We start from the raw sequence: 24,249 nt of genomic DNA, 5'->3' as shown, positions 1-24,249 counted from the left end.
ATCAGCCTAAGGCGGGGCCATGTCCCGGGCCCGCGCCTAAATCCCTGAAATTCTAAATCCGAACCGGAAAATCGGGCAAAGCCAAAGGCTTGCACCTTCCGGCGACGCCGCGGATTTGAGAGTTTGAAGCGCGTTACTTCAACTCGCCAGGTCCCGGCGCAGGACAAGCGCATCCTCGCCGCTGGCATAGTAACGGCGCCGCCGCCCGACCTCGCCGAAGCCGGCGGCATTGTAGAGCGCGAGCGCCGCGGCATTGCCGGCGGCGACCTCGAGGAACATCTCCACTGCCCCGCGCAGGATGGCACCCTGCATCGCCGCAGCGAGCAAGGCACCGCCGAGCCCATGCCGCCGCGCCGCCGGAGCAACAGCCAGCGTCAGGATTTCCGCCTCGCCGGCGGCGGCACGGGCCAGGACCAGCCCCTCCGCCGGCCGCCACAGGCCGAAGGCGCCGGGCATCTCCAGCATCAGCCGCATCGCATCCGCTCCCCAGGCCTCGGCGGGCGGAAAGGCCAGGGCATGCAGCGCGGCCAGCGCCGCCGCATCCTCCGGCCGGGCCGGGCTCATCCCGGCCGACGCACCGCCGGCGGCTCGACATAGAGCGGCCGGGCCGCGAGCGGCGGCAGGGCACCATCGAGGCGAAGGGCCGCGACCCGCGCCGCGGCGATGGCGGAGGGCAACCGCGCCTCGCCCAGCAGCGCATCGACGCCGCGCGCGGCGAGGCGGGCAGCAACGGAAGGCGCTGCATCGCCCACCACCGCCACCGGCCCACTAGGCCGGGGCAGCTCCGCCTCGGCGACCACCTCCGGCACCCGCTCGGCCCTGAGGCTGCCGGGCGGGAATCGCTCCAGCATCACCCGGCCGCGCCGGTTGTCGATCACCGCCCAGATGGCACGAGGCCCGAGCGGCAGGGCCGCTGCCAGCGCCTCCCCCGTGGTGACGCCGATGGCCGGCCGCCCGGCCCCGAGCGCCAGCCCCTCGGCCAGCGCAAGGGCCGCGCGGATGCCGGTGAACCCCCCGGGCCCGACCACGGCCGCGACGGCATCGAGCGCGGTGGCCGCAACCCTCGCCTCGTTCAGCACTGCCTCCACCATCGGCGGCAGCAGGGCCGCATGCCCGCGGTCGCCCTGCGCGGCACGGGCGGCCAGCACCCGCCCGCCCTCGACCAGGGCGGCGGAACACCCGGCCAGTGCGGCGTCGAGGGCGAGGATCAGCGTCATGTCAGAGCGCGAGTTCGATCATCACCGGCACATGGTCGCTCGCCTGGGTCCAGCCGCGGGCGGGCTTCAGCACCTGGTGGCGGGTGAGGGAGCCGGCCAGGTCCCGGCTGACCCAGACATGGTCGAGCCGCCGGCCGCGGTCGGACGCTTCCCAGTCCTTCGCCCGGTAGGACCACCACGTATAGAGCTTCTGCTCGGGTGGGACGAAGTGGCGCAGCGCATCGTGCCAGTCACCGGCCGCCTGCCAGCCGGTCAGCGCCTCGACTTCCACGGGCGTATGCGAGACGACGCCGAGCATCTGCTTGTGGCTCCAGACGTCATGCTCGAGCGGCGCGATGTTGAGGTCGCCGACCAGCACGCTCCGCCGCGCCGGCCCGCGCGCCTTGGTCCAGGCGGTCGCCTCGGCGACGAAGTCGAGCTTATGGGCGAATTTCGGGTTGGCCTCGCGGTCGGGCGTATCGCCCCCTGCGGGGACATAGAAGTCGTGCAGCTCGACCGGCCCGCCCGGCACGTCGAGCGCCACGCCGAGATGCCGGCAATCGCCCTTGGCGCACCAGTCCGGGTCGTCATGACGGATGTCGAAGGGGATGCGGGACAGCACCGCGACGCCGTTATAGCCCTTCATCCCGCGATGGGCGATGTGCGGGAAGCCGACCGCCCGAAGTTCCTCCAGCGGGAAGAACTCGTCCGGGCACTTGGTCTCCTGCAGGCAGAGCACATCCGGGTCGAGCGCCGCGATCAGCCCGGCCAGCAGCGGGCGCCGCAGGCGAACGGAATTGATGTTCCAAGTGGCGATGCGGAGGGTCCGGCCCGAGGCTGCGTGCGGCATGGCCGAGGGATAGACGGGCAGGACGGGGGCCACAATAGCGCGGCCCCCGCCTCGCCGATTAGACGATGCGCGTGCGAACCTCGCCGACGCCCTCGACGAAGCCTTCCAGCAGGTCGCCCTTCTGCACGGCCGCGACGCCTTCCGGCGTGCCGGTCATGATGAGGTCGCCCGGCGCGAGGCGCACGAGGTGGGAGAGGTTCGAGATCACCTCCGGCACCGACCAGATCAGCTTCGACAGGTCGGAGGTCTGGGTGACCTTGCCGTTCACCTTCAGCTCGATCCTGCCCTTGGAGACGTCGATGCCCTTGGCCGGCACCAGCGCACCCATCGGCGCGGAATTGTCGAAGCCCTTGCCCATGTCCCAGGGGCGGCCGGTTTTCTTCGCCTCGTTCTGCAGGTCGCGGCGGGTCATGTCGAGGCCGGCGCAATAGCCCCAGACATGCTTCAGCGCGTCCTCGACACTGATATTCGCGCCGGCCGACCCGATGGCAACCACCAGCTCCATTTCGTGGTGGAGCTGCTTGGTCATCGGCGGGTAGGGCATGTCGGCGTCGTTCACCACCAGGGCGTCGGCCGGCTTGGCGAAGTAGAAGGGCGGCTCGCGCGTCGGGTCGCTGCCCATCTCGATGGCGTGCTCGGCATAGTTGCGGCCCACGCAGAAAATCCGGCGGACTGGAAACATCTGGCTGCTGCCCTTGATCGGGACGGCGGCCACAACCGGCGGCGTGATGACGTAGTCGGACATGCCCTGGGCGTCTCCTTTAAAATCGGATGTCGTTCAGGAAGCGCATAGCAGCGCGGACCGAGGCCAGGAAGCCGCCGCCTGCGCGGATATCCTCATGGACCCGAAAAGAAATCGCCTGTAGGTTGATGTCGCGGAATAAAAAAGGCGCCCGGACAGGGGGGTGTCCGGGCGCCGGTACGCTAGTTCCGATCGGAATGGTCGGGCGAGCCGGTAGGGGATACCGGGCATCACCGCTGGCCTTTTAAGGCAGCCAGCCTGGAGAGATTAGCGAAAGACGGAGCCATACGCAAAAGGCGTTTGCGCGAGCCAACCATGCGACTGTCCCGTGGGGGCTGTATCACGCAGGCGTGACCGCCAGCTACTCCGCCGCTTGAGGCAAACGCCGCCGGGCCGCCCAGGCTTCCGCGGCCATGCCAAACTTTTCGAGAAGTCCGCAGCTGACCGCATCCGTTTCCCAGTCGTATTCCGGGTGCCACTGCACGCCATAGGCGAAGCCGATGGCATCACGTACGCGGACGGCCTCGATGGTGCCGTCCGGCGCCCAGCCCTCGGCAACCAGGCGCGGGGCGAGGCGGTCGATGCCCTGGTTGTGCAGGGAATTCACCGGGATCACGGTGCCGCCACTGACTTCGGCGAGCAGGCTGCCCGGCGCGAGCTGGACATTATGGGCCTTGGCCGTGCGGATGCGGCCGTATTTCTGGTCGGACGGCGTCGAATGGTCGATGCGGCCGGGCAGGTCCTGGATGCGCTGGTCGAGGCTGCCGCCGAGCGCCACGTTCAGCTCCTGGAAGCCGCGGCAGATGGCCAGCACCGGCAGGCCGGCGGCGATGGCGGCGCGGATCAGCGGCAGGGTGGTCGAGTCGCGGGCGATATCTTCCGGCGTGCCCTCGGCATGGGGCGGGCCCTCGTAGAAGTCAGGGCAGACATTGGAGCGGCTGCCGGTGAGGATCAGCCCGTCGAGCCGCGGCAGGATCTCCGGCACCAGGGCCTCGCCGGCGGCGGGGAGGAGGACAGGGATGCCGCCGACGGGGCCGAGCGTCACGCGGACATAGCTGTCGGAGGCGGCGTGGTTGGGCGTGGCGAAGATGCCGAACGCCTTCACGCAGCAGGAGATTCCGATGAGGGGCTTCATCACCCCTGCAAGGTCGCGCGCGAATGCGTCCGGATCAAGACGACGATTGCGCGAATGGACTCAATTTCGTCATTGAGGAATGCCGAGTTCCTCACGGAAGCGCGGATCGTTGAAGTCGAAGAGGATGGCGGGGAAGCGGCCGCCATATTCCGGCTGGGAGAGCGTCACCCGCGTCTCCTGCGCCTGGGCATCGACCACCGCCCATTGCCGCAGCTCGACCGGATTGTCGTTGAAGACGAGGGTGATGCGTCCCTCGGCGCCGCGGCCGGTGCGGAAGACGGTGACGCGCAGCAGCCCGCCGCTGCGCTCGACGCGCCCGACCGTGACATCGCCCGAGAGCCGCACCTCGTCGCGCAGCAGGATGCCGAGCGGCGTCGAGGAGAGCGGCAAGGTCGTCGCCTGCTTGAGCTGGCGGTCGAAATAGAAGAACTGGCCATAGCTGGCGACCAGCAGCAGCGGCTCAGGCGGATCGTATTCGAAGCGCATGCGGCCGGGGCGCTGGATCCAGGCGGTGCCCTCGGCGGCGGCGCCGTTCTGGGCGATCTGCAGGAAGCGCGCCTTCATCGTCCTGAGCGCGCCGAGCCATGCCTCGACGCGGGCGACATCGGCGCGGTCGCGGTCGGTGAGGCCGGGGGATTGGGCCCAGGCCTGAGCGGAGGCGAGAGCCAGGGGCAAGGCGAGCAGAGTGCGGCGATCCATCCCCGGCATGTGGACCGGATGCGCCGGCGGGAAAAGCCCCACCGGACCGTGACCGTCCGTATCGATAGCGTGATGTCTGCCCCGGGTGCCGTTGGGCCACGATACCGGTCTCCCGGCGTTGCGGTCCCTGTGATGTTCGACACCTTGCATGCCCCGGTCCGGCCGCGCCTCGCGCAGCCACGGCTCGCCATCCTGCTGACCGGCCCGGCCGCCGCCATGCCGGCCTGGTTGCGGCTGCTCGACGCGCAGCGCCTGTCGGAGGGGATGCGGCCCGCCGAGGGCGGCTTCGGCGTGATGCTGCTGCCCCGCGATCGGCCGTTGGCGCCGGCGGAGGTGCCGGATGCACCCGGCTTCGCGCTGCGCCAGACGGGTGGCCTCTGGCGCGAGGGGCTGCGCCATGTGGCGGAGTGGGTCGGGCCGGACGGGGCTGTCCTGCTGGCCGATGCGGCGGCGCTGCCGCAGCCGGGCTGGCTCGCCGCCCACGCCGCCGGCCTTTCCGCCGGGGCGGAGGCGGTGGCGGGGCGGCTTCGTCCCCTCGAGCCATGCTCGGCGGAGCGGGCGCATGCCGCGCTGCTGGCCGAGATCGCGGCCCGGCTCGACCCCGGCGAGGGAATGGGCTGGCCAGGGCTCGATGCCGAGATCGCTGGCAACCTCTCGCTGCGGGTGGGGCTGCTGGACGGGATCGAGGCGGCGGAGCCGCTCGCCCTGCTGGCCGGGCTGCGACGGCGGGATGCGCGGCTCCAGGTGGTGCCTCGGGCGACAGTCTCCGGTGCGGCGGCAGTGCCGCGGCTGGAGCGGTTAGGGTCCTTCCGCCAGCGGATGCAGGCGCGCGCGGCGCTGCGGCGCCTCTGGGAGGACGGGATCGGCACGGTGCTGCCGGAGGATGCGGCGCTGTGGCGCCTGGCCGCACGGCTCGGCCTGCCCGCCGGAGCGCTCGCGGCCTGCCTGCGGCCGCGGCATTTCGGCGCGGCTTGGGCGGCTGTCGAGCAGGCCAGCCGGCGCCTCGCCTTCGCCCCACTACGGCCCGGTGAACTGGCCGCAGAGCATCGCCGTGCCAGGCTGCTGCTCGGCTGGCTGCGCTGCGTCAGAACGGCAGCGGGCCGTTGTCCACCACTTCCTTCATGACGAAGAAGGTCCGCGTCTGCCGGACGCCGGGCAGGGCGATCAGCTGCTCGCCATGCAGCTTGTTGAAATCGGCCATGTCGCGCACCCGGATTTTCAGGAAGTAGTCGAAGTCGCCGGCGACCAAGTGGCAGTCGAGCACCACTGGCAACTTGCGGATCGCCGCCTCGAAGGCGGCGAAGCTGTCGGGCGTCGAGCGGTCGAGCACCACGCCGACCATCACCAGCGCCCCACGGCCGACGCGGGCCGGAGCGATCTCGGCGCGGACGCCACGGATATAGCCCTCCTCGAACAGGCGCTGGGTGCGGCGGTAGCAGGTAGCGGCGCTGACATGGGCGGATTGCGTGAGGTCGGCATTGGTCATCCGCCCGTCGCGCTGGAGTTGCTGGAGGATGCGGCGGTCGATGCGGTCCAGCTCCGGGGTGGTGGAAGGAACTTTCATCCTGTCGGCCATTCCTGTCCGGTCCATTCGGCAAGGGCGGTGCGAATGAATAGACCATGCCACCGGAAGGCCGAGTTAGAACACCCCATTCATGCCGACCTTGCTAAGCATCCCGTCCAGGCAAGGACGAGGAGAGCGTGATGCTGCGCCTGGACAAGTTCGAGAAGTACAAGCTGACCTTCGGCCCCACGCCGATCGAATTCCTGCCGCGCATGACGCAGGCGCTGGGCGGCCTGGTCGAGATCTGGGCAAAGCGCGACGACTGCAACTCCGGCCTCGCCATGGGCGGCAACAAGCTGCGCAAGCTGGAATACATCGTCCCCGACGCCATCGCCTCCAATGCCGACACGCTGGTCTCGATCGGCGGCGTGCAGTCCAACCACACGCGCATGGTGGCGGCTACCGCGGCCAAGCTCGGCATGAAATGCGTCGTCGTGCAGGAGAGCTGGGTGCCGCATGAGGATGCGGTCTATGACCGCGTCGGCAACATCCTGCTGACTCGGCTGATGGGCGCCGACAGCCGCATCGTGCCGGACGGCTTCGACATCGGCATCCGCCGCAGCTGGGAGGATGCGATCCAGTCGGTGAGGGACGCCGGCGGCAAGCCCTACGGCATCCCGGCCGGCGCCTCGGTCCACAAGTATGGCGGGCTCGGCTATGTCGGCTTCGCCGAGGAGGTGCGGGCGCAGGAGGCGGAGCTCGGCTTCCGCTTCGACTACATCATCGTCTGCGTCGTCACCGGCTCCACCCAGGCCGGCATGATCGTCGGCTTCGCGGCGGATAGGCGTGGGGAGCGCGTCATCGGCATCGATGCCTCGGGCACGCCGGAGGCGACGCGGGCGCAGGTGCGCCAGATCGTCGACAACACCGCGGAACTGGTCGAGCTCGGCCGGCCGGTGCGCGAGGAGGAGATCGTCATCCTCAAGGACTATGCCTATCCGGCCTATGGCGTCCCCAGCGCCGAGACCAACGAGGCGATCCGCTTCGCCGCGCGGACGGAGGCGATGATCACCGACCCGGTCTACGAGGGAAAGTCGATGCAGGGGATGATGGACCTGGTGAAGAAAGGCTTTTTCCCGGCCGGATCGAAGGTGCTCTACGCGCATCTCGGAGGCGCGCCGGCACTCAACGGCTACAGCTACACCTACCGGAACGGCTGAGGCGGGAATGGGCCCGCGGCTGGCGCGGGCCCGTTAGTTCAGCGGGCCGGCGGCGCGCCGCTCGGCATCTGCATCTGCTGGTAGCCGGAGGGGGCGGTGAAGCGGGCGGCGTCCTGCGGGCCGTAATTCACCTCGGTCGCTTCCATCGTCGCCGTCTGGCCGTTCACTGTGCCGGTGCTGCGGAGCATGACGCCGTCGGCGGTGATGCAGGACTCGCCCGTTGCACCCTGGTTTTCGTAGCGCCAGATTGTGCAGCTCTGCCTGGCGACGGTCGCCGTGCCGCCGCGGGTGAACTTCGCCGTCTCAGGCGGCTGCGTCGGGATGGTGACGCCGCCCGGGCCGTTGTTGAGCGGCATCTGCATGATCATGCGCTGCTGCTCCATGACGACGAACATCGTCTTCGCGCGCTGGTCCATCACCGACCAGCCCATGCCGCCAGGCATGTCGACGCGGAGCTTCTGGTCGGCGACGCGCCAGGCCATGCGCATCTCCTGCCCGGCCGGGCCGCCTGCGACGCGGTAGGTGACGCTGGCATCGCGCGTCGGCATCAGCGGCGGGCGCTCCTGTGCCAAAGCCGGGGCGGCGGCGAGAGTGGCGGCCAGGCAGGCGATCGGAAAGCTACGCATCAATCCTCCTCGGTGCGGCGCGTCAGCACCTCCCGCTTGCCAACGTGATTGGCGGGACCGACGACGCCCTCTTTTTCCATCTGCTCGATGAGCTTGGCGGCGCGGTTGTAGCCGATGTTCAGATGTCGCTGGATGAAAGACGTGCTAGCCTTGCCCTCGCGGCTCACGAGCGCGACAGCCTGGTCGAACAAACCTTTCTCGCTGTCGCTGCCTGCGGCGATGCCGGAGAGGGAAAGGCCTTCGCCGTCACCGTCCAACTCCTCGTCGCTCTCGGTCACTTCCTCGATATAGGCCGGCTCACCCTGCTCGCGCAGGAATTCCACCACCCGCTCCACCTCGGTGTCGGAGACGAAGGGACCGTGGACGCGGGCAACGCGGCCGCCGCCGGCCATGTGCAGCATGTCGCCCTGGCCGAGCAGCTGCTCCGCGCCCTGCTCGCCAAGGATGGTGCGGCTGTCGATCTTGCTGGTCACCTGGAAGCTGATGCGCGTCGGGAAGTTGGCCTTGATGGTGCCGGTGATGACATCGACCGAGGGGCGCTGCGTCGCCATGATGACATGGATGCCGGCGGCGCGGGCCATCTGCGCCAGCCGCTGCACTGCCGCCTCGATCTCCTTGCCGGCGACGATCATCAGGTCGGCCATCTCGTCGATGACAACGACGATCATCGGCAGCGGCGAGAGGGCGAGCGGCTGCTCCTCGAAGACGGGCTTGCCGGTCTCCGGGTCGAAGCCGGTCTGCACCTTGCGGGTCAGCACCTCGCCGCGGCGGCGGGCCTCGACGACCTTCTCGTTGTAGCCGCCGATGTTGCGTACGCTGAGCTGGGACATGGCGCGGTAGCGCTTCTCCATCTCGCGCACCGTCCATTTCAGCGCGCCGATCGCCTTCGGCGGCTCCGTCACCACCGGCGCCAGGAGATGCGGGATGCGGTCATAGACCGACAGCTCCAGCATCTTCGGGTCGATCATGATGAAGCGGCACTCCTCCGGGCTGAAGCGCCAGAGCAGCGAGAGGATCATCGTGTTGATGGCGACCGACTTGCCCGAGCCGGTGGTGCCGGCGATCAGCAGGTGCGGCATGCGGGCGAGGTCGGCGATCACCGGGTTGCCGCCGATATCCTTGCCGAGGGCGAGCGGCAGGCGGCCGGGATGGCGCACCCACTCCTCGGCCGCCATCGACTCGCTGAAATAGACCGTCTCGCGCTTGGCATTCGGCAACTCGATGCCGATGACGTTGCGGCCGGGGACGGTCGCGATGCGGACGGCGGTGACATGCATGTTGCGCGCGATGTCGTCGGCGAGGCCGATGACGCGGGCCGACTTGGTGCCCGGCGCCGGCTCAAGCTCATAGAGGGTCACGACCGGGCCAGGGTTGATGGCGGCGATGCGGCCGCGCACGCCGTAATCCTCCAGCACCTGCTCGAGCTGGCGGGCATTGGCCTGCAGCGCCTCCTCCGAGGGGCGGCCGGTGCGCTTGGCGGGCGGCTCCTGCAGCAGGGAGAGCGGCGGCAGGCGCCAGGGGCTGTCCTGCAGGTCGAGCTGCGGCTGGCGCACCCCCTCGCTGCGCTTCTGCGGCGCGGGCGGGGTGCCGACCTTGGCAGGCTTGTGCGGGGCGGGGGCGATGGCCGGCTCGGCGCGGTCTTCGGCCAGGCGCGGCTCGCGGCGGGGCGCGCGGGGCACGCGCGGCGCCTCGGCCGCGGCATCGGCGGCGCGGAGGACGCTCGCCAGGTCGTCCGGCGGCGGGCCGGCCGGGCGGCGCCGGCGGATGCGGAAGAGGCTGATGATGCCGCCGCCCATCCGGCCGAGCAGGCCGCGCGCCTGCCGCGCCCCGGCGCCACCGGCCCGGGAGAGACCGGCCGCGCCGAATCGGGCGACGCCGCCGGCACCCGCCCGCGCCGCCCGGCCGAGGCCGAGCCATTCACTCGGCGACAGGCCGAGGGCGGCGGCGGAGAGGGCGAGCGCCAGGGTGACCAGGGTGACATCGCCGATCACCGTGCCGAAGGGCCCGAACAGGGCGGTGGCATGGCGGGCGACGGCGCCATGGACCACGGCACCTGCCGCGCCGCCGGCCCCGGCCTCGACCGGGATGCCGGCGGGGAAGGGCGCCAGGGTCAGCAGCGCCGCGAGCAGCGGCATGGCGGCGAGCAGGGCCGCCAGCCGTGCCGGGAAGAGGCCGAGGCCGCGATGGCTGCCGAGCCGCCAGGCCCATCCGAGCAGGGCGAGGCCCGGCAGCGCCCCGGCCCAGCCGAAACCCTGCATCAGGAGATCGGAGACCGTGGCGCCTGCCGGGCCCGCCAGGTTGGTCGGCGCCCGCGCGGTGGCGGTGGAGAGCGAGGGATCGGCCGGGTCGTAGCTGGCCAGCGCCACCAGCAGGCCGAGCCCGGCCAGGGCGGCGAGGAACGCCAGCAGCTCGAAGAGGCGGCGGCGCATCGCCGCCTTCACCGCCGGCGAGGCGAAGCGGCGGAGGCGGGCGGAGGGTGCGGGGCGGTCGGCAGCGGAGATGCGGGGCGCGGGCATAGGTCGCGGGGTCCGGTTTTCAGAACAGGCCCCAAGGATAGCGTGCAAATGCTTGCCCGGCCACGGAATCCACGAAAAAGGGCGTCGACCCTGCGGCCGACGCCCTTTCCATTTCGGTACCCTGGCGCGGCATTGCCGCGATTGGCGGGGCGATGCGCCCGAAGTTGAGCGAATCCGGGGCCCCTGCGGCGCCGTGCAGCGGCGCCGTGGGGATCAGAACACGCGGCTGAGGGTGAAGAGCACCCGGCCGTCGCAGGCGCGCTGGCCGCCGGTCGCGCGGTCGGCGACGGGGATGCAGTCGCGCTTGCTGATATCCGTGCCGTACCAGGCGACCGAGGCGGTGACGCCGGCATAGATCTCGCGCGACACGCCGATCGAGTACCAGAGGTAGTCCGGCGTGCCGAAGAGCGGGTTGCGCTCGATCCACTGGTGGCCGAGCCGGCCCGAGGCGGTGAAGCCGTAGGGCAGCGTCACGTCGGCGCCGCCCTCGACGTAGAAGCCGTCGCCCGAGCGGCCGAAGAAGTTCGGAGAGTAATTGAAGGCGCCCATCAGCTTGACGATATCGATGGTGTAGGAGGCCTTGAGGGCGATCTCCTGGTACTCGTTCAGCTGCGTGCCCGGTGCCTTGTCCTGGCCCGGATAGAGATAGGCGATGTAGCCGAGGTCGAGCGCGACGCCCGCCAGCTCGAAGCGGTAGCCGGCCAGCAGGTCGAGCTCCTGCCGCGTGTCGTTCCAGGGGCTGGCCAGGAATTTCGCGTTGCTGAGGAAGGCGCCGATATAGAAGCCGCTGTCATGCTGGACATCGACCGTGCCCTGGTAGGCCCAGTTGTTGCGCGTCTGGCTGATGCCGCGGAACAGGTAGTCGTTGGCGACCACCGGCGTCAGCGTCACGGTGAGGCCGAGGGACGGGATGGCGGTCTGTGCCGCGGCGGGCATGGCCGGCAGCAGCAGGGCGGCGGCGGCGACCCAGGCGTGGCGGAGCGCGGCGAGGAGGCCGGACTTGATTCTCATGCTTCGGTAACCCCCAGGTTTTGGTGTCGTAACGTGAGCGGGCAAAAAAAGGGCCGGAGGGGGCAGCCAAGCCCCCACCGGCCGTTGTTTCAGGCGATGCGTTCGCCGTGCTGGGTGACGTCGAGGCCCTCGCGCTCCTCCTCCTCCGCGACGCGGAGGCCGACGATCACGTCGGTGACCTTCAGCAGGATGAAGCTGACGATCGCGGTGTAGGCGATGACCGCGCCGGTCGCTTCGGCCTGAATGATGAACTGCTCGAAGGAGCCGCCGAAGCCGGCCGGCACCGCCGTGGTCGCCGAGAGGGCGCCATAGGCGAAGACGCCGGTCAGCAGGCTGCCGATGATGCCGCAGACGCCGTGCACGCCGAAGGCATCGAGGCTGTCGTCATAGCCGCAGAGATGCTTGAGGCCCGTGGCGCCCCAGAAGCCGCCGAGGCCGGCGACCACGCCGATGATCAGCGCCGGCACCGGCAGCACGAAGCCGCTGGCGGGCGTGATGGCGACGAGGCCCGCGACCGCGCCGGAGATGGCGCCGAGCACGCTCGGCTTGCCCTTGGTCGCCCACTCGGCGAAGACCCAGGCGAGCGCCGCGACGCCGGCCGCGATCTGCGTCACCAGCATCGCCATGCCCGCGCGCGCGCCGGCAGCGCCCGCCGAGCCCGCATTGAAGCCGAACCAGCCCACCCAGAGCAGCCCGGCGCCGATGACGGCGAGCGCCAGGTTGTAGGGCGCCATGTTGTCATGGCCGAAGCCGAGGCGCTTGCCGAGCACCAGCGCCGCGACCAGGCCGGCCACGCCCGCATTGATGTGGACCACCGTGCCGCCGGCGAAGTCGAGCGCGCCGAGGGCGAAGATCCAGCCATTGGGATGCCAGACCCAATGGGCGACCGGCGCATAGACCAGCAGCGACCAGAGGATGGTGAACAGCACCATGGCGCTGAACTTCATCCGGTCGGCGAAGGCGCCGGTGATGAGCGCCGGGGTGATGATGGCGAAGGTCATCTGGAACATCAGGAAGACCGTCTCGGGGATGGTGAAGGCCACCGCGCCGTCGCCGCTGCCGAGGGTGAAGGGCTTGTCCCAATTCTCGGCGAGGCCGGAGAGGAACAGCTTCGAGAGGTCGCCGATCCAGGGGCCGCCCTCGCCGAAGGCCAGGCTGTAGCCCGCGACCATCCAGACCACCGTCGTCAGCGCGGCGATGGTGAAGCTCTGCATCATGGTGGCGAGCACGTTCTTCTTGCGGACCATGCCGGCATAGAAGAGGGCGAGGCCGGGGATGGTCATCATCAGCACGAGCGCCGTGCTGGTGAGCATCCAGGCGGTGTCGCCGCTGTCGATCTTCGGGCCGTCCTGCGCCAGGGCCGGCGTCGCGGCGAGCAGCGCGACGGCCAGCGGCGCCAGCGCGCGTGCGGGCATCCTCATCATGTTTTCCCCTGTATCCTTATTGAGCTTCACGCGGCGCAAGGGCGCCGGGTTATCAGAGCGCCGAGGTGTCGGTCTCGCCGGTGCGGATGCGCAGTGCCCGCTCCACATCCAGCACGAAGATCTTGCCGTCGCCGATCTTGTCGGTGCGGGCGGCCTTGGCGACGGCTTCCATCACCGCCTCCACCAGCTCGTCCGGCACGACGACCTCGATCTTGATCTTCGGCAGGAAACTGACCTGGTACTCGGCACCGCGGTAGATTTCCGTCTGCCCCTTCTGGCGACCGAAGCCCTTCACTTCGGTCACCGTCAGCCCCTGCACTCCGAGCGGGGTGAGCGCCTCGCGCACCTCGTCCAGCTTGAAGGGCTTGATGAACGCCATCACCAGCTTCATCTGCCCGATATCCTCCTGATGGTCCCGGCCGGACCTCGTTTACAAATCCCGTGCCACAGGCTGGGGGCCACGTGGGGCTGGAAGAAAGCGTCGCGATTGTTTGTGATCATGCCCATTTAGCAGGCATAGCGGGCAGGGTTTGAGCAGATGGACCTCAAGCTGCAGCCATGAGATGAGGCGCCTATGACATCGACACCCGAATTGGCCGCCTGCGTGATCGGCGCCGGGCCGGTCGGCGCCACCCTCGCCGCGACGCTGGCCGCCGCCGGCCTGCCCGTCGCCGTGGTGGACAACGCGCCGCTGCCGCCCATGGCGCTGCCGGATTTCGATGGGCGGGCCTATGCCATCGCCCTGACCTCCAAGCGGCTGCTAACCGCCGCCGGCGTGTGGGAGCGGCTGCCGGCCGAGCCCTGCGGCATCCGCCGCATCCGCGTCGCCGACGGGCGGCCGGGCGAGCGGGCCTCGCCGCTCTCGCTGATGTTCGAGGCGAGCGAGGTCTCGGAGGAACCCTTCGGCTATATGGTGGAGGCGCGGAGCCTCCGGATGGCGCTGAACGCGGCGATGCCGGAGATGCCGAACCTTCGGGTCTTCGCCCCTGCGACTGCGACGGTGGAGCGCCGGGCGGATGGCGCCTCGGTGCGGCTTTCGACCGGCGAGGAGATCCGGGCGCGGCTGGTGGTCGCCGCCGAGGGGCGCAACAGCCCGCTCCGCCGCCAGGCCGGCATCCGCGCGACGACGCTCGACTACCACCAGATCGGCATGGTCGGCGCCTTCGCCCATGAACTGCCGCATGAGGGGGTGGCGCTCGAGCAATTCCTGCCGAACGGGCCGTTTGCGCAACTGCCGCTGGCCGGGCCGGACCGCTTCGGCACGGCGGCCTATCCGCATGCCTCGGCTTTCGTCTGGGCCGACCGGACGGCGATCGCCAGGCGGATGCTGGCGCTCGACGACGAGACCTTCGGGCGAGAACTCGGGCGCCGGCTCGGACCGCATCTTGGGGCGGTGAAGCCGATCGGGCGGCGCTGGTCCTACCCGCTCTCGGCGCTGCTGGTGGATCGCTGGACGGATACGCGCCTTGCCCTGATCGGCGATGCCGCGCATGGCGTGCACCCGATCGCCGGGCAGGGACTCAATCTCGGCTTCCGCGACGTTGCGGCGCTGGCCGAGGAGGTGATCGCCGCCTGGAATGCCGGCACCGATCCCGGCGCGCCGCAGGTGCTGGCGCGCTACCAGGCGCGGCGGCGGCCCGACACGCTGCTGATGCTGACCGGCATGCATGCGCTGGAACGGCTCTTCGGCAACGACTTCGCGCCGGTCAGGATCGCACGCCGCCTCGGCATCGCGGCGGTCGACCGGATGCCGGGGCTGAAGCGGGCCTTTGCCCGGCAGGCGATGGGGCTCGGCCCAGGGGTGACAGGGCTGCTGGCGGGGCAGGGATTGATGAGGGCGGGGTAAGCTAGCCTTTCCTCCGCGGTGGCGGATCGCGGCTCAGCCCTTTTTCCGCCAGCGCCGCCTCATAGGCTGCCCAGCGCTCCGCCTGCTCCACACCCAGGCGGTGCAGGTAGTCCCAAGCGTAGATGCCGCTGTCATGCAGGTCATCGAAGGCGATGCGGATGGCGTAGTGACCGACCGGCTCCAGCCGCAGGATGCCGACCTCGCGCCGGAAGGCGACCAGCACCTTCTGCCCCGGCCCATGGCCCTGCACCTCGGCTGAGGGGCTCTCGATGCGGAGATACTCCGCCGGCAGGCGAAAGCGGCTGCCGTCGTCGAAGGCGACCTCCAGCAGGCGCTCGGCTCGGATCAGGCGGATTTCGGTCGGGGTCGGCATGGGCTGCTCAGTCGTCGAGGCGGCGGGCCTCGTCCGGCAGCATGATGGGGATGCCGTCGCGGATCGGATAGGCGAGGCGGGCCTGGTCGCTGATCAGCTCGCCGGCGGCGCGGTCGTAGCGCAGCGGGCCCTTGGTCAGCGGGCAGACCAGGATCTCCAGCAGGGCGGGGTCCACCTCGGGGGGCGGGGCGTCGGTCGTGGCGTGGCTCATGGCGTGGTCCTCTAGCTCAGCCGCCCGCGGGGCGGCGCGTCGCCGGATGGGGTGCCATGGGCGCCCATCTGGAGCAAGGCGATCAGCATGGCGGCGCGGTCGGCGGGTGTGGTCGCCTCCAGCAGCGCCTGCTTCTCCGGTACCTCGAAGGGGCAGACCATGGCGAGCGTCGTCACCAGCTCGGCATCGGCGGTCTGCTCCACCGCCTCCCAATTCGCCTCGATCCCACGCGCCTTGAAGAAGGGGCGCAGCGCCGCGAGCAGGGCGCGGCGGTCGAGCGCGGGCGGCACGGCGGGGGCGAGGTCGGCCTGGAAGGGGGTGTAGTCGGCCCGCACCCGGCGATAGCCGCGATGCATCGCCAGCTCCTCGGCGATGCGGAAGCGGGTCATGCCGGTCAGGGTGATGAGGAAGCGCCCATCCTCCGTCTCGGCGAAGGAGGTCAGCCGCCCGAGGCAGCCGATGCGGTAGAGGCCGGGGCCCGTCTCGCCCCGCGCCGCGGCCGGGTCGGGCTGGACCATGCCGAACATCCGGCCGGCGGCCAGGCTGTCCTCCGTCATCGCCAGGTAGCGCGGTTCGAAGATGTTCAGCGGCAGCCGCCCCTCGGGCAGCAGCAAGGCCCCGGAGAGCGGGAAGACCGCGATCTCGGTCGGAAGCGCATGCGGCTCGGCGCGGGGGGCTGCCACCGAGGCGGCGCTAGCGGAACAGCAGCGAGGAGAGCTTGCGCCGCCCTGCCACCGTCGCCGGGTCGGAGAAGCCCCAGGCCTCGAAGAATTTCAGCAGCTGCTTACGCGCCGCCTCCTCGTTCCAGGCCTTGTCGCGGCGGAAGGCCTCGAGCAGCGCATCGGCGGCGCCGGCCCGGTCCCCGGCGGCGTTCAGCGCCACGGCCAGCTCGATCCGCGCCTCATGGTCGTTCGGGTCGGCGGCGAGGCGTGCCTCGAACTCGGCGGTCTTCTCGCGGGCGCGGCGGCCCTCGGCGGCCAGCTCCAGCGTGCTGCGGATCGAGGCGATGGCGGCGTGGTCGGCGATCTTCGGCGGCAGGTTGTCGAGCACCTGGAGCGCCTGCTCCTCCTGGCCGAGCTCCATCAGGCTGCGGGCGACGCCGGCGAAGGCCTCGGCATTCTCCGGCTCCTCCTGCACAAGCGCGCCATAGAGCTGCAGGGCGGTCTGGTGGTCGCCTTCCTCGGCGGCGGCCTTCGCCTCGGCGAGCAGGTCAGCCGAGGGCATCTGGCCGCCGGCGATCTTCAGCAGACCCTCGACGAAGCGCTTGATCTCGCCTTCGGGCAGCGCGCCCTGGAAGAGATCGGCGATCTGGCCCTGCCAGAAGGCGGCGACGGTCGGCACGCTCTGCAGCGGCAGGCCGAGCTGGGTCAGCTGCTGGACCAGGGCGCGGTTCTTGTCGATGTCGATCTTGACCAGCTTCACCCGGCCGCCGGCGGCGCGCACGACCTTCTCGATCGCCGGCGTCAGCGTCTTGCAGGGGCCGCACCAGGTCGCCCAAAAATCGACGAGGACGGGGACCTGGCGGCTGGCCTCGACCACGTCCTGCATGAAGGTCTTCTGGTCGCCATCCACGATCAGGTCGGTGCCACCGGCCGAGGCTCCGGCGGGGGGAGCCTGGCGGTTCGGGTCGAAGATGACGTCCATGTCAGGGTTCCTCATGTGCGGTCATAGATGCGCCGGTATGGCGTAAGGGCAATGGGCAGGGCGCAGATGGTGGCCGCCCCGGGGCCGTTTCAATATTTCAGCCGGCCGGCGGCAGCTCGACCAGCTCCGGCCGATGGCCCAGGTGCTCGAGGAAGCGCAGCAGGTCAGCCGGACGGATGGCCGTGGTCATGCTGTTCACCAGCGGATGGAAATGCACCATCGCATGGTCCCGCATCAGCCCGGCATCGAAGACGATCCGTACGGCGCCTGGCGGCGCGTTCACCATGCCGAAGGGAGTGACGGAGCCCGGCTCGACGCCGAGCAGGCGGCGGAGGTCATCGGCGGGCGCCATCTCCACCCGTCCGGCGCCGACGGCGCGGGCCAGGGCATTGACCGAGACCTTCCGATCCTCCTCCAGCACCGCCAGCAGGTGCGAGCCGGGGCCGGATTTCGCCGGGCGGAGGAAGAGGTTCTTGCTATGGCCGCCCGGGAGGCTGCCGCGCAGCGCCTGGCTCTCCGCCACGGTAAAGACCGGGGCGTGCTCGGCGGTGGTGGTCTCGATGCCGAGCGCGGCAAGGCGCGCCAGCAGGGCTTCAGGAGTTTCGGGCATCCGAGGCAAGGCTGTGCCCAAAGCCGGGCCGCGGGGCAACCCCCTCCCACGGCCGGGTAGCGGTCGCGGCCCGGCAAAACCGCAAGGGCTGGATGGCGTTGCCTCGCCGGCCCGTACCGCCCCCGTCAGGAATCCCGCCCCCCATGCCCCTGTGCCGGTTCCCTCTCGCCGCCCTGCTGGGCCTGGCCTTGCCGCTCGGCGCCTGCGCGGAGCTGGACCGTATCGGCGCGGCGAGGATGCAGGAGGTGCCAACGGCGCAACTCTGCGAGTGGCGCGGCAACCCGATCAGCGGCGGCCAGATGCGGCGGGAGCTTGCCCGGCGCGGCGAGGATTGCGGACCCCCGCGGCCGGTCCTGGCCGAGGCAGCGCCGCCGCTGGCCGAGCCCGCGCCCGTGGCGCTGCCGGCGGAGCCCGAGGTGGTGGAGGCGCCGCGGCCGGAGCCGGTCGCGCCGCTGGTGACGCCCGCCTGCGCCGAGCGAGTCATGCGGGGTGGCGCGGGTGAGGCAGCGCCGCGTGCGGTCAGCTTCGCCAACCGTTGCGACTTCCCGATCAGGGTGCTCTACGCCGCCGACCGTTCGAAGACGCTGTCGCAATCGACCGACCTGCTGCGGCCCGGCGAGCAGACGGGCTTCGCCCGCATCGGCGACGGTCTCGACCTGCCTGGCTATGTCGTGTGCAGCTACGCCAGCGCACCAGCCTCGGCGCTCTGCCGGATCGGCCCATAGCGCCGGGTCATATATAGGGCAGCGCCAGCCGCATCGCCGCGTCGCGAAGCCGCACCGGCAGGGAACGCTGCGCCAGCTCCACCGCCCGCAACCGCCGCCCGCGCCGCTGCCGGATGACATCGGCCAGGGCTGCGGCCATGGCGGGGTCGTAGATCTCGACATCCAGCTCGAAATTCAACCTTAGACTGCGCATGTCCCAGTTGGAGCTGCCGATCAGGCTCCAGCTTTCATCCACCACCATCAGCTTCGAATGATCGAAGGGCGGCGGATTGTACCAGATGTGGCAGCCGGCCCTGAGGATCGGGTCGACATGCGCATGCATGCCCCAGTCGACGAAGGGGTGGTCGCTCCGCTGCGGCACGACGATGTCGACCGCGACGCCGCGCAGGGCAGCCAGGCCGAGGGCGGTTATCACCCGGCTGTCGGGCAGGAAATAGGGCGTCAGCACCAGGATCGAGTGCTGCGCGCAGGCGATGGCCTGGAGGCTGAGCGTCTCGATCTTCTCGAGGTCCTGGTCCGGGCCTGAGGTGACGACCCGGGCCGTCACCTCGCCCGCCGGCGGCGGCGGCGCGGCGGGCGGTGGCAACGGGTCGTCGTCGCCAGCCGCCCAGAGCCAGTCACGGGCGAAGGCCTCGACGAGCTGCGCCGTCACCGGCCCCTCGATGGCGAAATGGATGTCGCGCACCGGATGGGGAGGATGGCTGGCGAGCAAGTTCTCGCGGCCGATGTTCAGCCCGCCGGTGAAGGCGAGGCGCCCATCGAGGATGAGGAGCTTTTTGTGCGAGCGCAGGTTGAGGAAGGGCATGCGCCAGGGCAGGGAGGTGTGCATGAAGCGGGCCGCGGGCACGCCATGCCGCCGCAGCCGGCGCCAGGCGGGCGACAGGAAATAGCCGCCGCCGATGCCATCCACCAGCACGCGGACCGCGACGCCGCGCCCATGCGCGCGGATCAGCGCATCGAGGATCGGCCCGCCGGCCGCGTCGTCACGCAGGATGTAGCTGGAGAGCAGGACGGAGTGTTCCGCCGCCTCGATGGCTTCCAGCATGCGCGGATAGGCGGCATCGCCGTTCTGCAGGGGCGTGATCCGGTTGCCGGGCAGGGCGGCGTGTCCGGTGAGACGGTGCGCTGTGCGATCCAGTGCGGCGAGGCCCGGCGGCAGCCGGCACGGGAAGGGCTCTTCCGCATCGGCCGGATGCCGGCCGGGCGGGCGCCGCAGCGCCCGGGCGCGGTTGGCGACGCGGTTGATGCCGAGCAGCCAGTAGAATCCGGCCCCGAGGAAGGGCGAAAGCCAGATCAGGCCGATCCAGCCGATCGAGGTGCCGACATCGCGCTTACGGAGCAGGACGTGCATGGTCACCAGCGCCGCGAGCATGACGTGCAGCACCATCAGGCCAGTGGTCGCCATCATCCCTCCATGGCCCTATGACCGGCCCGGTGTCGCGTGGACCCGGCCGGGGCGACACTCATAAATCAGTCAGGACCCGCTGCCATACCCGGTCGGCTTCAGGGATTTGGATTGCATGGCTATCAGAACATTCGCCGCGCTGGCCGTCATGGCCCTGCTCGCCGGCTGCTCCTCCGACTCGGACCGGAACGCCGCGGCGACCGGGCAGGGCGGGGGTTCCAGCCTCGGCGCGGCCAACCAGGGCGGGCTGGGCGGACCCGGCGGGCCAGGCGGCGGGCGCGGCGGCGCGAATGCGCGGCCGGGCAGCCAGGAGGACCTCGCCGCCAATGTCGGCGACCGCGTCTACTTCGTGACCGACAGTTCGAGCGTCGGGGCGGACCAGCGCCCGGTGCTGGAGCGCCAGGCGGCTTGGCTGCAGCAGTACCGCCAGGTCACCGTCATGGTGGAAGGCCATGCCGACGAACGCGGCACGCGGGAATACAACCTCGCCCTCGGCCAGCGGCGGGCGAATGCGGCGCGGGACATCCTGGTCTCGCAGGGCGTCGCCGGGACGCGGGTGACGACGATCAGCTTCGGCAAGGACCGGCCGGCGGCGCTCGGCTCCGACCAGCAGTCCTGGGCGCAGAACCGTCGCGCGGTGACGACGGTGCGCTGAGGACCGTTCGGGCAGCTTGACCCGGGGGGCGGACAGCACCGACCTTGTGCCCCCCTGGACAGGAGCCCGCATGCCCCAGCGCATCCTCGTGCTGCTCGCCCATCCCGTGCGTCGGCGCTCCCGCGCCAATGCCGCGCTCACCGCCGCCGCCCGGCAGGTGGACGGCGTGCGCCTGCACGACCTCTACGAGGCCTATCCCGACTTCCTCATCGATGTGGAGGCGGAGCAGGCGCTGCTGCTCGAGCATGACGTCATCGTCTTCCAGCACCCGGTCTACTGGTACTCCTCTCCGGCCATCCTGAAGGAGTGGCAGGACCTGGTGCTGGAGCACGGCTTCGCTTTCGGGCGGGAGGGCACGGCGCTGGCCGGCAAGTCGCTGCTCTCGGCCGTCACCGCGGGCGGTGGCGAGGCGGCCTATGGGCCGGAGGGAATGAACCGGCACTCTCTCGAGGAATTCCTCCGTCCTTTTGAGGCCACGGCACGGCTCTGCCGGATGCGCTGGCTGCCGCCCTTCATCCTGCATGGCACCTATCTGCTGGAGCAACCGACGCTGGAGCGGCACGCGGCGGAGTATGCTGCGCTGCTCGAGCGCCTGCGCGAGACGGTGGAGGCCTGAGATGGGCGAGAGTCTCCTGGCGCAGGCCTTCGTCTACCTCCTCGCCGCGGTGGCGGCGGTGCCGATCGCCAAGCGGCTCGGCCTCGGCTCGGTGCTCGGCTACCTGCTGGCGGGGGTGGCGATCGGGCCCTTCGGCCTGCATCTCGCGGGCGATGCGGGCGAGGTGATGCATTTCGCCGAGTTCGGCGTGGTGATGATGCTCTTCCTCGTCGGGCTGGAGCTGCGGCCGGCGCGGCTCTGGGCGATGCGCGGCCCGGTTCTCGGGGTGGGCGGGCTGCAGGTCGGGCTGACGGCGCTGGCGGTCGGCGCCATCGGCCTCGCCTTCGGTTATGACTGGCGGATGGCGCTGGCGGCGGGCCTCATCCTCGCCATGTCCTCCACCGCCATCGCCCTGCAGATCCTCGCGGAGCGCGGGCTGCTGAAGACCGGCGGCGGCGAGACGACTTTCGCCGTGCTGCTCTTCCAGGATGTCTCCGTCATCCCGATCCTCACCGTGCTGCCGCTGCTGGCCTTCACTGCGGCAACCGGCGGCGCGGCGCACCATGAAGGCTGGATCACGACGCTGCCGCCCTGGGGCCAGGCGATCGCCGTGCTGGGCGCCGTCGCCGCCGTCGTCTTCGGCGGGCGGCTGCTGACGCGGCCAGTCTTTCGCCTCATTGCCGAGACGCGGCTGCGCGAGGTCTTCACCGCCTCGGCGCTGCTGCTCGTCGTCGGCATCGCGCTGCTGATGGAAGCCGTCGGCCTCTCGCCCGCGCTCGGCGCCTTCCTTGGCGGCGTGGTGCTGGCCGATAGCGAGTTCCGGCACGAGCTGGAGGGCGATATCGAGCCCTTCAAGGGGCTGCTGCTCGGGCTGTTCTTCCTCTCGGTCGGGGCGGGGATCGATTTCGCCCAGGTCGCGGCGGCGCCGTTGACGGTCGCCGGGCTGGTCGTGCTGCTGGTGCTGGTGAAGGCGGCGGTGCTGGCCGGGCTGGGGCTGGCCGCGCGGCGACCACGGACGGAGGTGCTGCTGACCGCGCTGGTGCTCTCCCAAGGCGGCGAATTCGCCTTCGTGCTGCTCGCCTTCGCCACGCAGAACGGCGTCCTGCCGGCGGCGGAGGCGAGCCTGCTGGTCTCCGTCGTCGCCCTCTCCATGACGGTGACGCCGCTGCTGATGATGGCCTATGGCCGCCTCGCCGACCGCTTGGCGGATGCCGACCTGCCGCCCGAGCCGGATGCGATCGAGCCGCAGGGCAGCGTCATCATCGCCGGCTTCGGGCGCTTCGGGCAGATCGTCGGGCGGCTGCTGATGGCACAGGGCCACCCCGTCACCGTGCTCGACCACGACATGGAGACGATCGAGGCGCTACGGCGCTTCGGCTTCCGCGTCTTCTACGGCGATGCCTCGCGGCTCGACCTGTTGCAGGCCGCTGGCGCGGCGGAGGCGGCGCTGGTGGTGGTAGCGACCGATGCGCCGGAGACGACGCTCTCCATCATCGGCACGGTGCGGCGGCACTTCCCGCAGGCGAAGGTGCTGGCCCGGGCGATCGACCGCGTCCATGCCTATGCGGTGATGGAGGCCGGGGCCGATGCCATGGTGCGCGAAACCTTCGGTTCCGCGCTGGAGCTGGGGGTGGAGGCGCTGCGCCGGCTCGGCCTGCCAGCCTACGAGGCGGAGCGGGCGGGCCGTTTGTTCCGTCGGCACGACCTGCGCACGCTGCACCGGCTGGCGGCGCTGCGCGGGGATGACGGGCGCTACAGCCTTGCGGTGCGGGAGGCATCGAAGCAGCTGGTCGGCGTGCTGGAGCGCGACCAGGCGCGCGGTCGCGTCACCATCGATGAAGGCTGGGACACCAGCGGCTTGGTCGAGGAGGTGCGGCGCCAGACAGCGGAAGGCTGACGGTGGGAGAGCGACCGGGTCTATCCGCTACGCGCTACAGGTGCCGGCGCTCGGCTTCGGGAACCATGCGCGGATGCAGGCTCTCATCCTGTGCAGCCTACGGATTGCTGCGGTACACCGGTGCGGCGTACCGCAGCGCCCGTTAGATGTTTAATCCCAAGGTTTGATGGTGCGGTCTTCCATCAGGCGCGGAAGGACCCGCTATGGGCCAGGTTCGCCATGGGAACGCCACAACGACAACGGCGGTCCGCCGAGCGATACAACCATAGTCAAGCGAGCCTGAGAGGGCGCGCCAGCCGCTACGGGATCAGCCTCAAGACCGTGGCAAAGTGGCGGAGGCGGGCCTCGGTCTCCGACCTGCGCACCAGTCCCCGGAGCCCAGGTCAACGGCCCTGTCGATCGAGGATGAGGCCGTCATTGTTGCCTTCCGTCGACGCACGCTGTTGCCGCTCGACGACTGCCTCTACGCCCTCCAGCCCACCCTGCCGCACCTCACCCGCTCCAGCTTGCATCGCTGCCTCCAGCGCCACGGCATCAGCCGGCTGCCGGACACCGAGGGCGACAAGCCAAACCGCTCCAGGTTCAAGCGCTACCCCATCGGCTATCTCCACATCGGCATGGCGGTGTCCCACACGATCCACACCGTGCTCACAGACAACGGCAAGCACTTCACCGAGCCCACAGGCGATGGTTGGACGCCCTAGGACATCCGGCAAATGATGGCCTGCAACGAGCCGTTCTTCTGCCATGCCCTCGAGTTCGCCTGCGTCGGGTCCGATACCGAGCACAGGTTGACCAAGCCTTGGCACCTGCGGACGAACGGTCAGGTCGAGCGCGTGAGCCGCATTATTAAGGATGCCGCCGTCGAGCGGTTCGACTACGAGAGCCACGACCAGCTTCGCCAGCACCTTGCCGGCTTCGTCGCCGCCTACAACTTTGACCTGCCCCCCTAGAAGTGGTCCGCCGGTATCGTAGTCCGGCGGCAGCGAAGGGGTGTTTGGGATGGCGAGGCAGAAGGTGCACACGCCGGAGGAGACCGTGGCGAAGCTGCGCTGACGGCCGACATTGTCGAGCTGGCGAAGCGCTACGGGCGGTACGGGTATCGGCGGATCACGGCACTGCTGCGGGATGCGGGCTGGGCGGTGAACCGCAAGCGCGTGGAGCGGATCTGGCGGCGCGAGGGGCTGCGGGTGCCGCAGCGGCAGCCGAAGCGGGGCGGGCTGTGGCTGGCGGACGGCTCCTGCATCCGGCTGCGGCCGGAGCAGGCCAATCATGTGTGGGCCTGCGACTTTGTCGAGGACCGGACGCGGGACGGACGGAAGTTCCGGATGCTGTGCGTGGTGGACGAGTTCACGCGCGAGGCGC

Annotated in this window: 25 protein-coding genes and 2 pseudogenes; 9 read left to right on the top strand and 18 right to left on the bottom strand. The window is 70.4% G+C overall.

Translation table 11 applies throughout. The features are described 5' to 3' along the window. Positions 1 to 138: 138 nt before the first annotated feature. From EP26_RS10060 to EP26_RS10035, 6 genes are all read right to left on the bottom strand, one after another. On the bottom strand, positions 139 to 564 hold the full coding sequence (locus EP26_RS10060) for a GNAT family N-acetyltransferase (RefSeq protein ID WP_043338249.1): 426 nt from the start codon (positions 562 to 564) through the stop codon (positions 139 to 141). Continuing rightward, on the bottom strand, positions 561 to 1,217 hold the full coding sequence (gene tsaB, locus EP26_RS10055; protein WP_043338247.1) for a tRNA (adenosine(37)-N6)-threonylcarbamoyltransferase complex dimerization subunit type 1 TsaB: 657 nt from the start codon (positions 1,215 to 1,217) through the stop codon (positions 561 to 563). Before tsaB ends, EP26_RS10060 begins: the two co-directional genes overlap by 4 nt. A 1-nt stretch (position 1,218) precedes the next feature. Then, the gene (locus EP26_RS10050; RefSeq protein ID WP_043338387.1) at positions 1,219 to 2,046 is read right to left on the bottom strand and encodes an exodeoxyribonuclease III; all 828 of its coding nucleotides are present in this window, start codon (positions 2,044 to 2,046) and stop codon (positions 1,219 to 1,221) included. 58 nt (positions 2,047 to 2,104) lie between these two features. Then, positions 2,105 to 2,791: a fumarylacetoacetate hydrolase family protein gene (locus EP26_RS10045; protein WP_043338245.1), complete on the bottom strand. Its 687-nt coding sequence runs from the start codon at positions 2,789 to 2,791 to the stop codon at positions 2,105 to 2,107. Positions 2,792 to 3,149: 358 nt separating this feature from the next. Next, positions 3,150 to 3,923, bottom strand: a complete 774-nt coding sequence (locus EP26_RS10040; protein WP_043338244.1) for a gamma-glutamyl-gamma-aminobutyrate hydrolase family protein — start codon at positions 3,921 to 3,923, stop codon at positions 3,150 to 3,152. Positions 3,924 to 3,992: 69 nt separating this feature from the next. Then, positions 3,993 to 4,664, bottom strand: coding sequence for a LolA family protein (locus EP26_RS10035; RefSeq protein ID WP_245624357.1), 672 nt, complete (start codon positions 4,662 to 4,664; stop codon positions 3,993 to 3,995). A gap of 90 nt (positions 4,665 to 4,754) precedes the next feature. On the opposite strand from EP26_RS10035, the gene EP26_RS10030 reads away from it, so the two are divergent. Continuing rightward, entirely contained in the window at positions 4,755 to 5,747 is a 993-nt protein-coding gene (locus tag EP26_RS10030) for a hypothetical protein (protein ID WP_043338243.1), read from the top strand. On the opposite strand, the gene EP26_RS10025 is transcribed toward EP26_RS10030, so the two are convergent. Then, positions 5,707 to 6,186 carry an Lrp/AsnC family transcriptional regulator gene (locus EP26_RS10025; RefSeq protein ID WP_043338242.1) on the bottom strand — a complete coding sequence of 160 codons (480 nt, stop codon included), beginning with the start codon at positions 6,184 to 6,186 and terminating at the stop codon, positions 5,707 to 5,709. The genes EP26_RS10030 and EP26_RS10025 overlap by 41 nt on opposite strands. Before the next feature lie 140 nt (positions 6,187 to 6,326). Here EP26_RS10025 and EP26_RS10020 point away from each other — a divergent pair, with 140 nt between their 5' ends. Then, complete coding sequence (locus tag EP26_RS10020; protein WP_043338240.1) at positions 6,327 to 7,346, top strand: 1-aminocyclopropane-1-carboxylate deaminase; 1,020 nt, start codon at positions 6,327 to 6,329, stop codon at positions 7,344 to 7,346. Positions 7,347 to 7,384: 38 nt separating this feature from the next. Here EP26_RS10020 and EP26_RS10015 read toward each other — a convergent pair whose 3' ends face one another. The 5 genes from EP26_RS10015 to EP26_RS09995 form a co-directional block, all read right to left on the bottom strand. Continuing rightward, positions 7,385 to 7,972, bottom strand: a complete 588-nt coding sequence (locus EP26_RS10015) for a DUF4412 domain-containing protein (protein WP_043338238.1) — start codon at positions 7,970 to 7,972, stop codon at positions 7,385 to 7,387. Continuing rightward, entirely contained in the window at positions 7,972 to 10,488 is a 2,517-nt protein-coding gene (locus EP26_RS10010; RefSeq protein WP_043338237.1) for an FtsK/SpoIIIE family DNA translocase, read from the bottom strand. Before EP26_RS10010 ends, EP26_RS10015 begins: the two co-directional genes overlap by 1 nt. Before the next feature lie 213 nt (positions 10,489 to 10,701). Next, positions 10,702 to 11,499, bottom strand: coding sequence for a TorF family putative porin (locus tag EP26_RS10005; protein ID WP_052389010.1), 798 nt, complete (start codon positions 11,497 to 11,499; stop codon positions 10,702 to 10,704). A gap of 89 nt (positions 11,500 to 11,588) precedes the next feature. Further along, positions 11,589 to 12,920: an ammonium transporter gene (locus EP26_RS10000; RefSeq protein WP_043338384.1), complete on the bottom strand. Its 1,332-nt coding sequence runs from the start codon at positions 12,918 to 12,920 to the stop codon at positions 11,589 to 11,591. Between the two features lie 55 nt (positions 12,921 to 12,975). Next, on the bottom strand, positions 12,976 to 13,314 hold the full coding sequence (locus tag EP26_RS09995; protein WP_043338236.1) for a P-II family nitrogen regulator: 339 nt from the start codon (positions 13,312 to 13,314) through the stop codon (positions 12,976 to 12,978). A gap of 183 nt (positions 13,315 to 13,497) precedes the next feature. On the opposite strand from EP26_RS09995, the gene EP26_RS09990 reads away from it, so the two are divergent. Beyond that, positions 13,498 to 14,769 (top strand): UbiH/UbiF/VisC/COQ6 family ubiquinone biosynthesis hydroxylase, encoded by a 1,272-nt coding sequence (locus EP26_RS09990; RefSeq protein ID WP_043338235.1) that lies wholly within the window; start codon positions 13,498 to 13,500, stop codon positions 14,767 to 14,769. Position 14,770: 1 nt separating this feature from the next. Here the strand turns inward: EP26_RS09990 and EP26_RS09985 are convergent, their stop codons facing one another. The 5 genes from EP26_RS09985 to EP26_RS09965 all read right to left on the bottom strand — a co-directional run bounded on the left by EP26_RS09985 (position 14,771) and on the right by EP26_RS09965 (position 17,607). Then, positions 14,771 to 15,142, bottom strand: a complete 372-nt coding sequence (locus EP26_RS09985; RefSeq protein ID WP_043338234.1) for a gamma-butyrobetaine hydroxylase-like domain-containing protein — start codon at positions 15,140 to 15,142, stop codon at positions 14,771 to 14,773. 7 nt (positions 15,143 to 15,149) lie between these two features. Next, a complete protein-coding gene (locus EP26_RS09980) occupies positions 15,150 to 15,353 on the bottom strand; it encodes a Trm112 family protein (RefSeq protein WP_043338233.1) in 204 nt (67 codons plus the stop codon). Between the two features lie 11 nt (positions 15,354 to 15,364). Then, positions 15,365 to 16,036 (bottom strand): LON peptidase substrate-binding domain-containing protein, encoded by a 672-nt coding sequence (locus EP26_RS09975; protein ID WP_043338230.1) that lies wholly within the window; start codon positions 16,034 to 16,036, stop codon positions 15,365 to 15,367. Between the two features lie 10 nt (positions 16,037 to 16,046). Next, entirely contained in the window at positions 16,047 to 16,997 is a 951-nt protein-coding gene (locus tag EP26_RS09970) for a tetratricopeptide repeat protein (protein ID WP_043338229.1), read from the bottom strand. Positions 16,998 to 17,094: 97 nt separating this feature from the next. After that, entirely contained in the window at positions 17,095 to 17,607 is a 513-nt protein-coding gene (locus EP26_RS09965) for a prolyl-tRNA synthetase associated domain-containing protein (RefSeq protein WP_043338228.1), read from the bottom strand. Between the two features lie 143 nt (positions 17,608 to 17,750). Here EP26_RS09965 and EP26_RS09960 point away from each other — a divergent pair, with 143 nt between their 5' ends. Next, positions 17,751 to 18,332, top strand: a complete 582-nt coding sequence (locus EP26_RS09960) for a hypothetical protein (protein WP_043338226.1) — start codon at positions 17,751 to 17,753, stop codon at positions 18,330 to 18,332. 7 nt (positions 18,333 to 18,339) lie between these two features. Here the strand turns inward: EP26_RS09960 and EP26_RS09955 are convergent, their stop codons facing one another. Continuing rightward, on the bottom strand, positions 18,340 to 19,737 hold the full coding sequence (locus EP26_RS09955) for a phospholipase D-like domain-containing protein (protein WP_245624356.1): 1,398 nt from the start codon (positions 19,735 to 19,737) through the stop codon (positions 18,340 to 18,342). A 115-nt stretch (positions 19,738 to 19,852) separates the two neighbouring features. Between EP26_RS09955 and pal the strand changes: the two genes are divergently transcribed. The 5 genes and pseudogenes from pal to EP26_RS09930 all read left to right on the top strand — a co-directional run. Next, positions 19,853 to 20,392, top strand: coding sequence for a peptidoglycan-associated lipoprotein Pal (pal, locus tag EP26_RS09950; RefSeq protein ID WP_043338223.1), 540 nt, complete (start codon positions 19,853 to 19,855; stop codon positions 20,390 to 20,392). 70 nt (positions 20,393 to 20,462) lie between these two features. Beyond that, positions 20,463 to 21,008, top strand: a complete 546-nt coding sequence (gene kefF, locus EP26_RS36215) for a glutathione-regulated potassium-efflux system oxidoreductase KefF (protein WP_084112434.1) — start codon at positions 20,463 to 20,465, stop codon at positions 21,006 to 21,008. Between the two features lies 1 nt (position 21,009). Continuing rightward, positions 21,010 to 22,884: a monovalent cation:proton antiporter-2 (CPA2) family protein gene (locus EP26_RS09940; RefSeq protein WP_043338221.1), complete on the top strand. Its 1,875-nt coding sequence runs from the start codon at positions 21,010 to 21,012 to the stop codon at positions 22,882 to 22,884. Positions 22,885 to 23,087: 203 nt separating this feature from the next. Further along, positions 23,088 to 23,822, top strand: a pseudogene (locus EP26_RS33000) (IS481 family transposase); the annotation flags it as partial. 93 nt (positions 23,823 to 23,915) lie between these two features. Continuing rightward, positions 23,916 to 24,249 (top strand): annotated as a pseudogene (locus EP26_RS09930) (IS3 family transposase); the annotation flags it as partial.

This window comes from Belnapia moabensis DSM 16746, assembly GCF_000745835.1.
Classification (GTDB): Bacteria; Pseudomonadota; Alphaproteobacteria; order Acetobacterales; family Acetobacteraceae; genus Belnapia; species Belnapia moabensis.
This window is presented reverse-complemented; position numbering and strand designations above follow the sequence as displayed.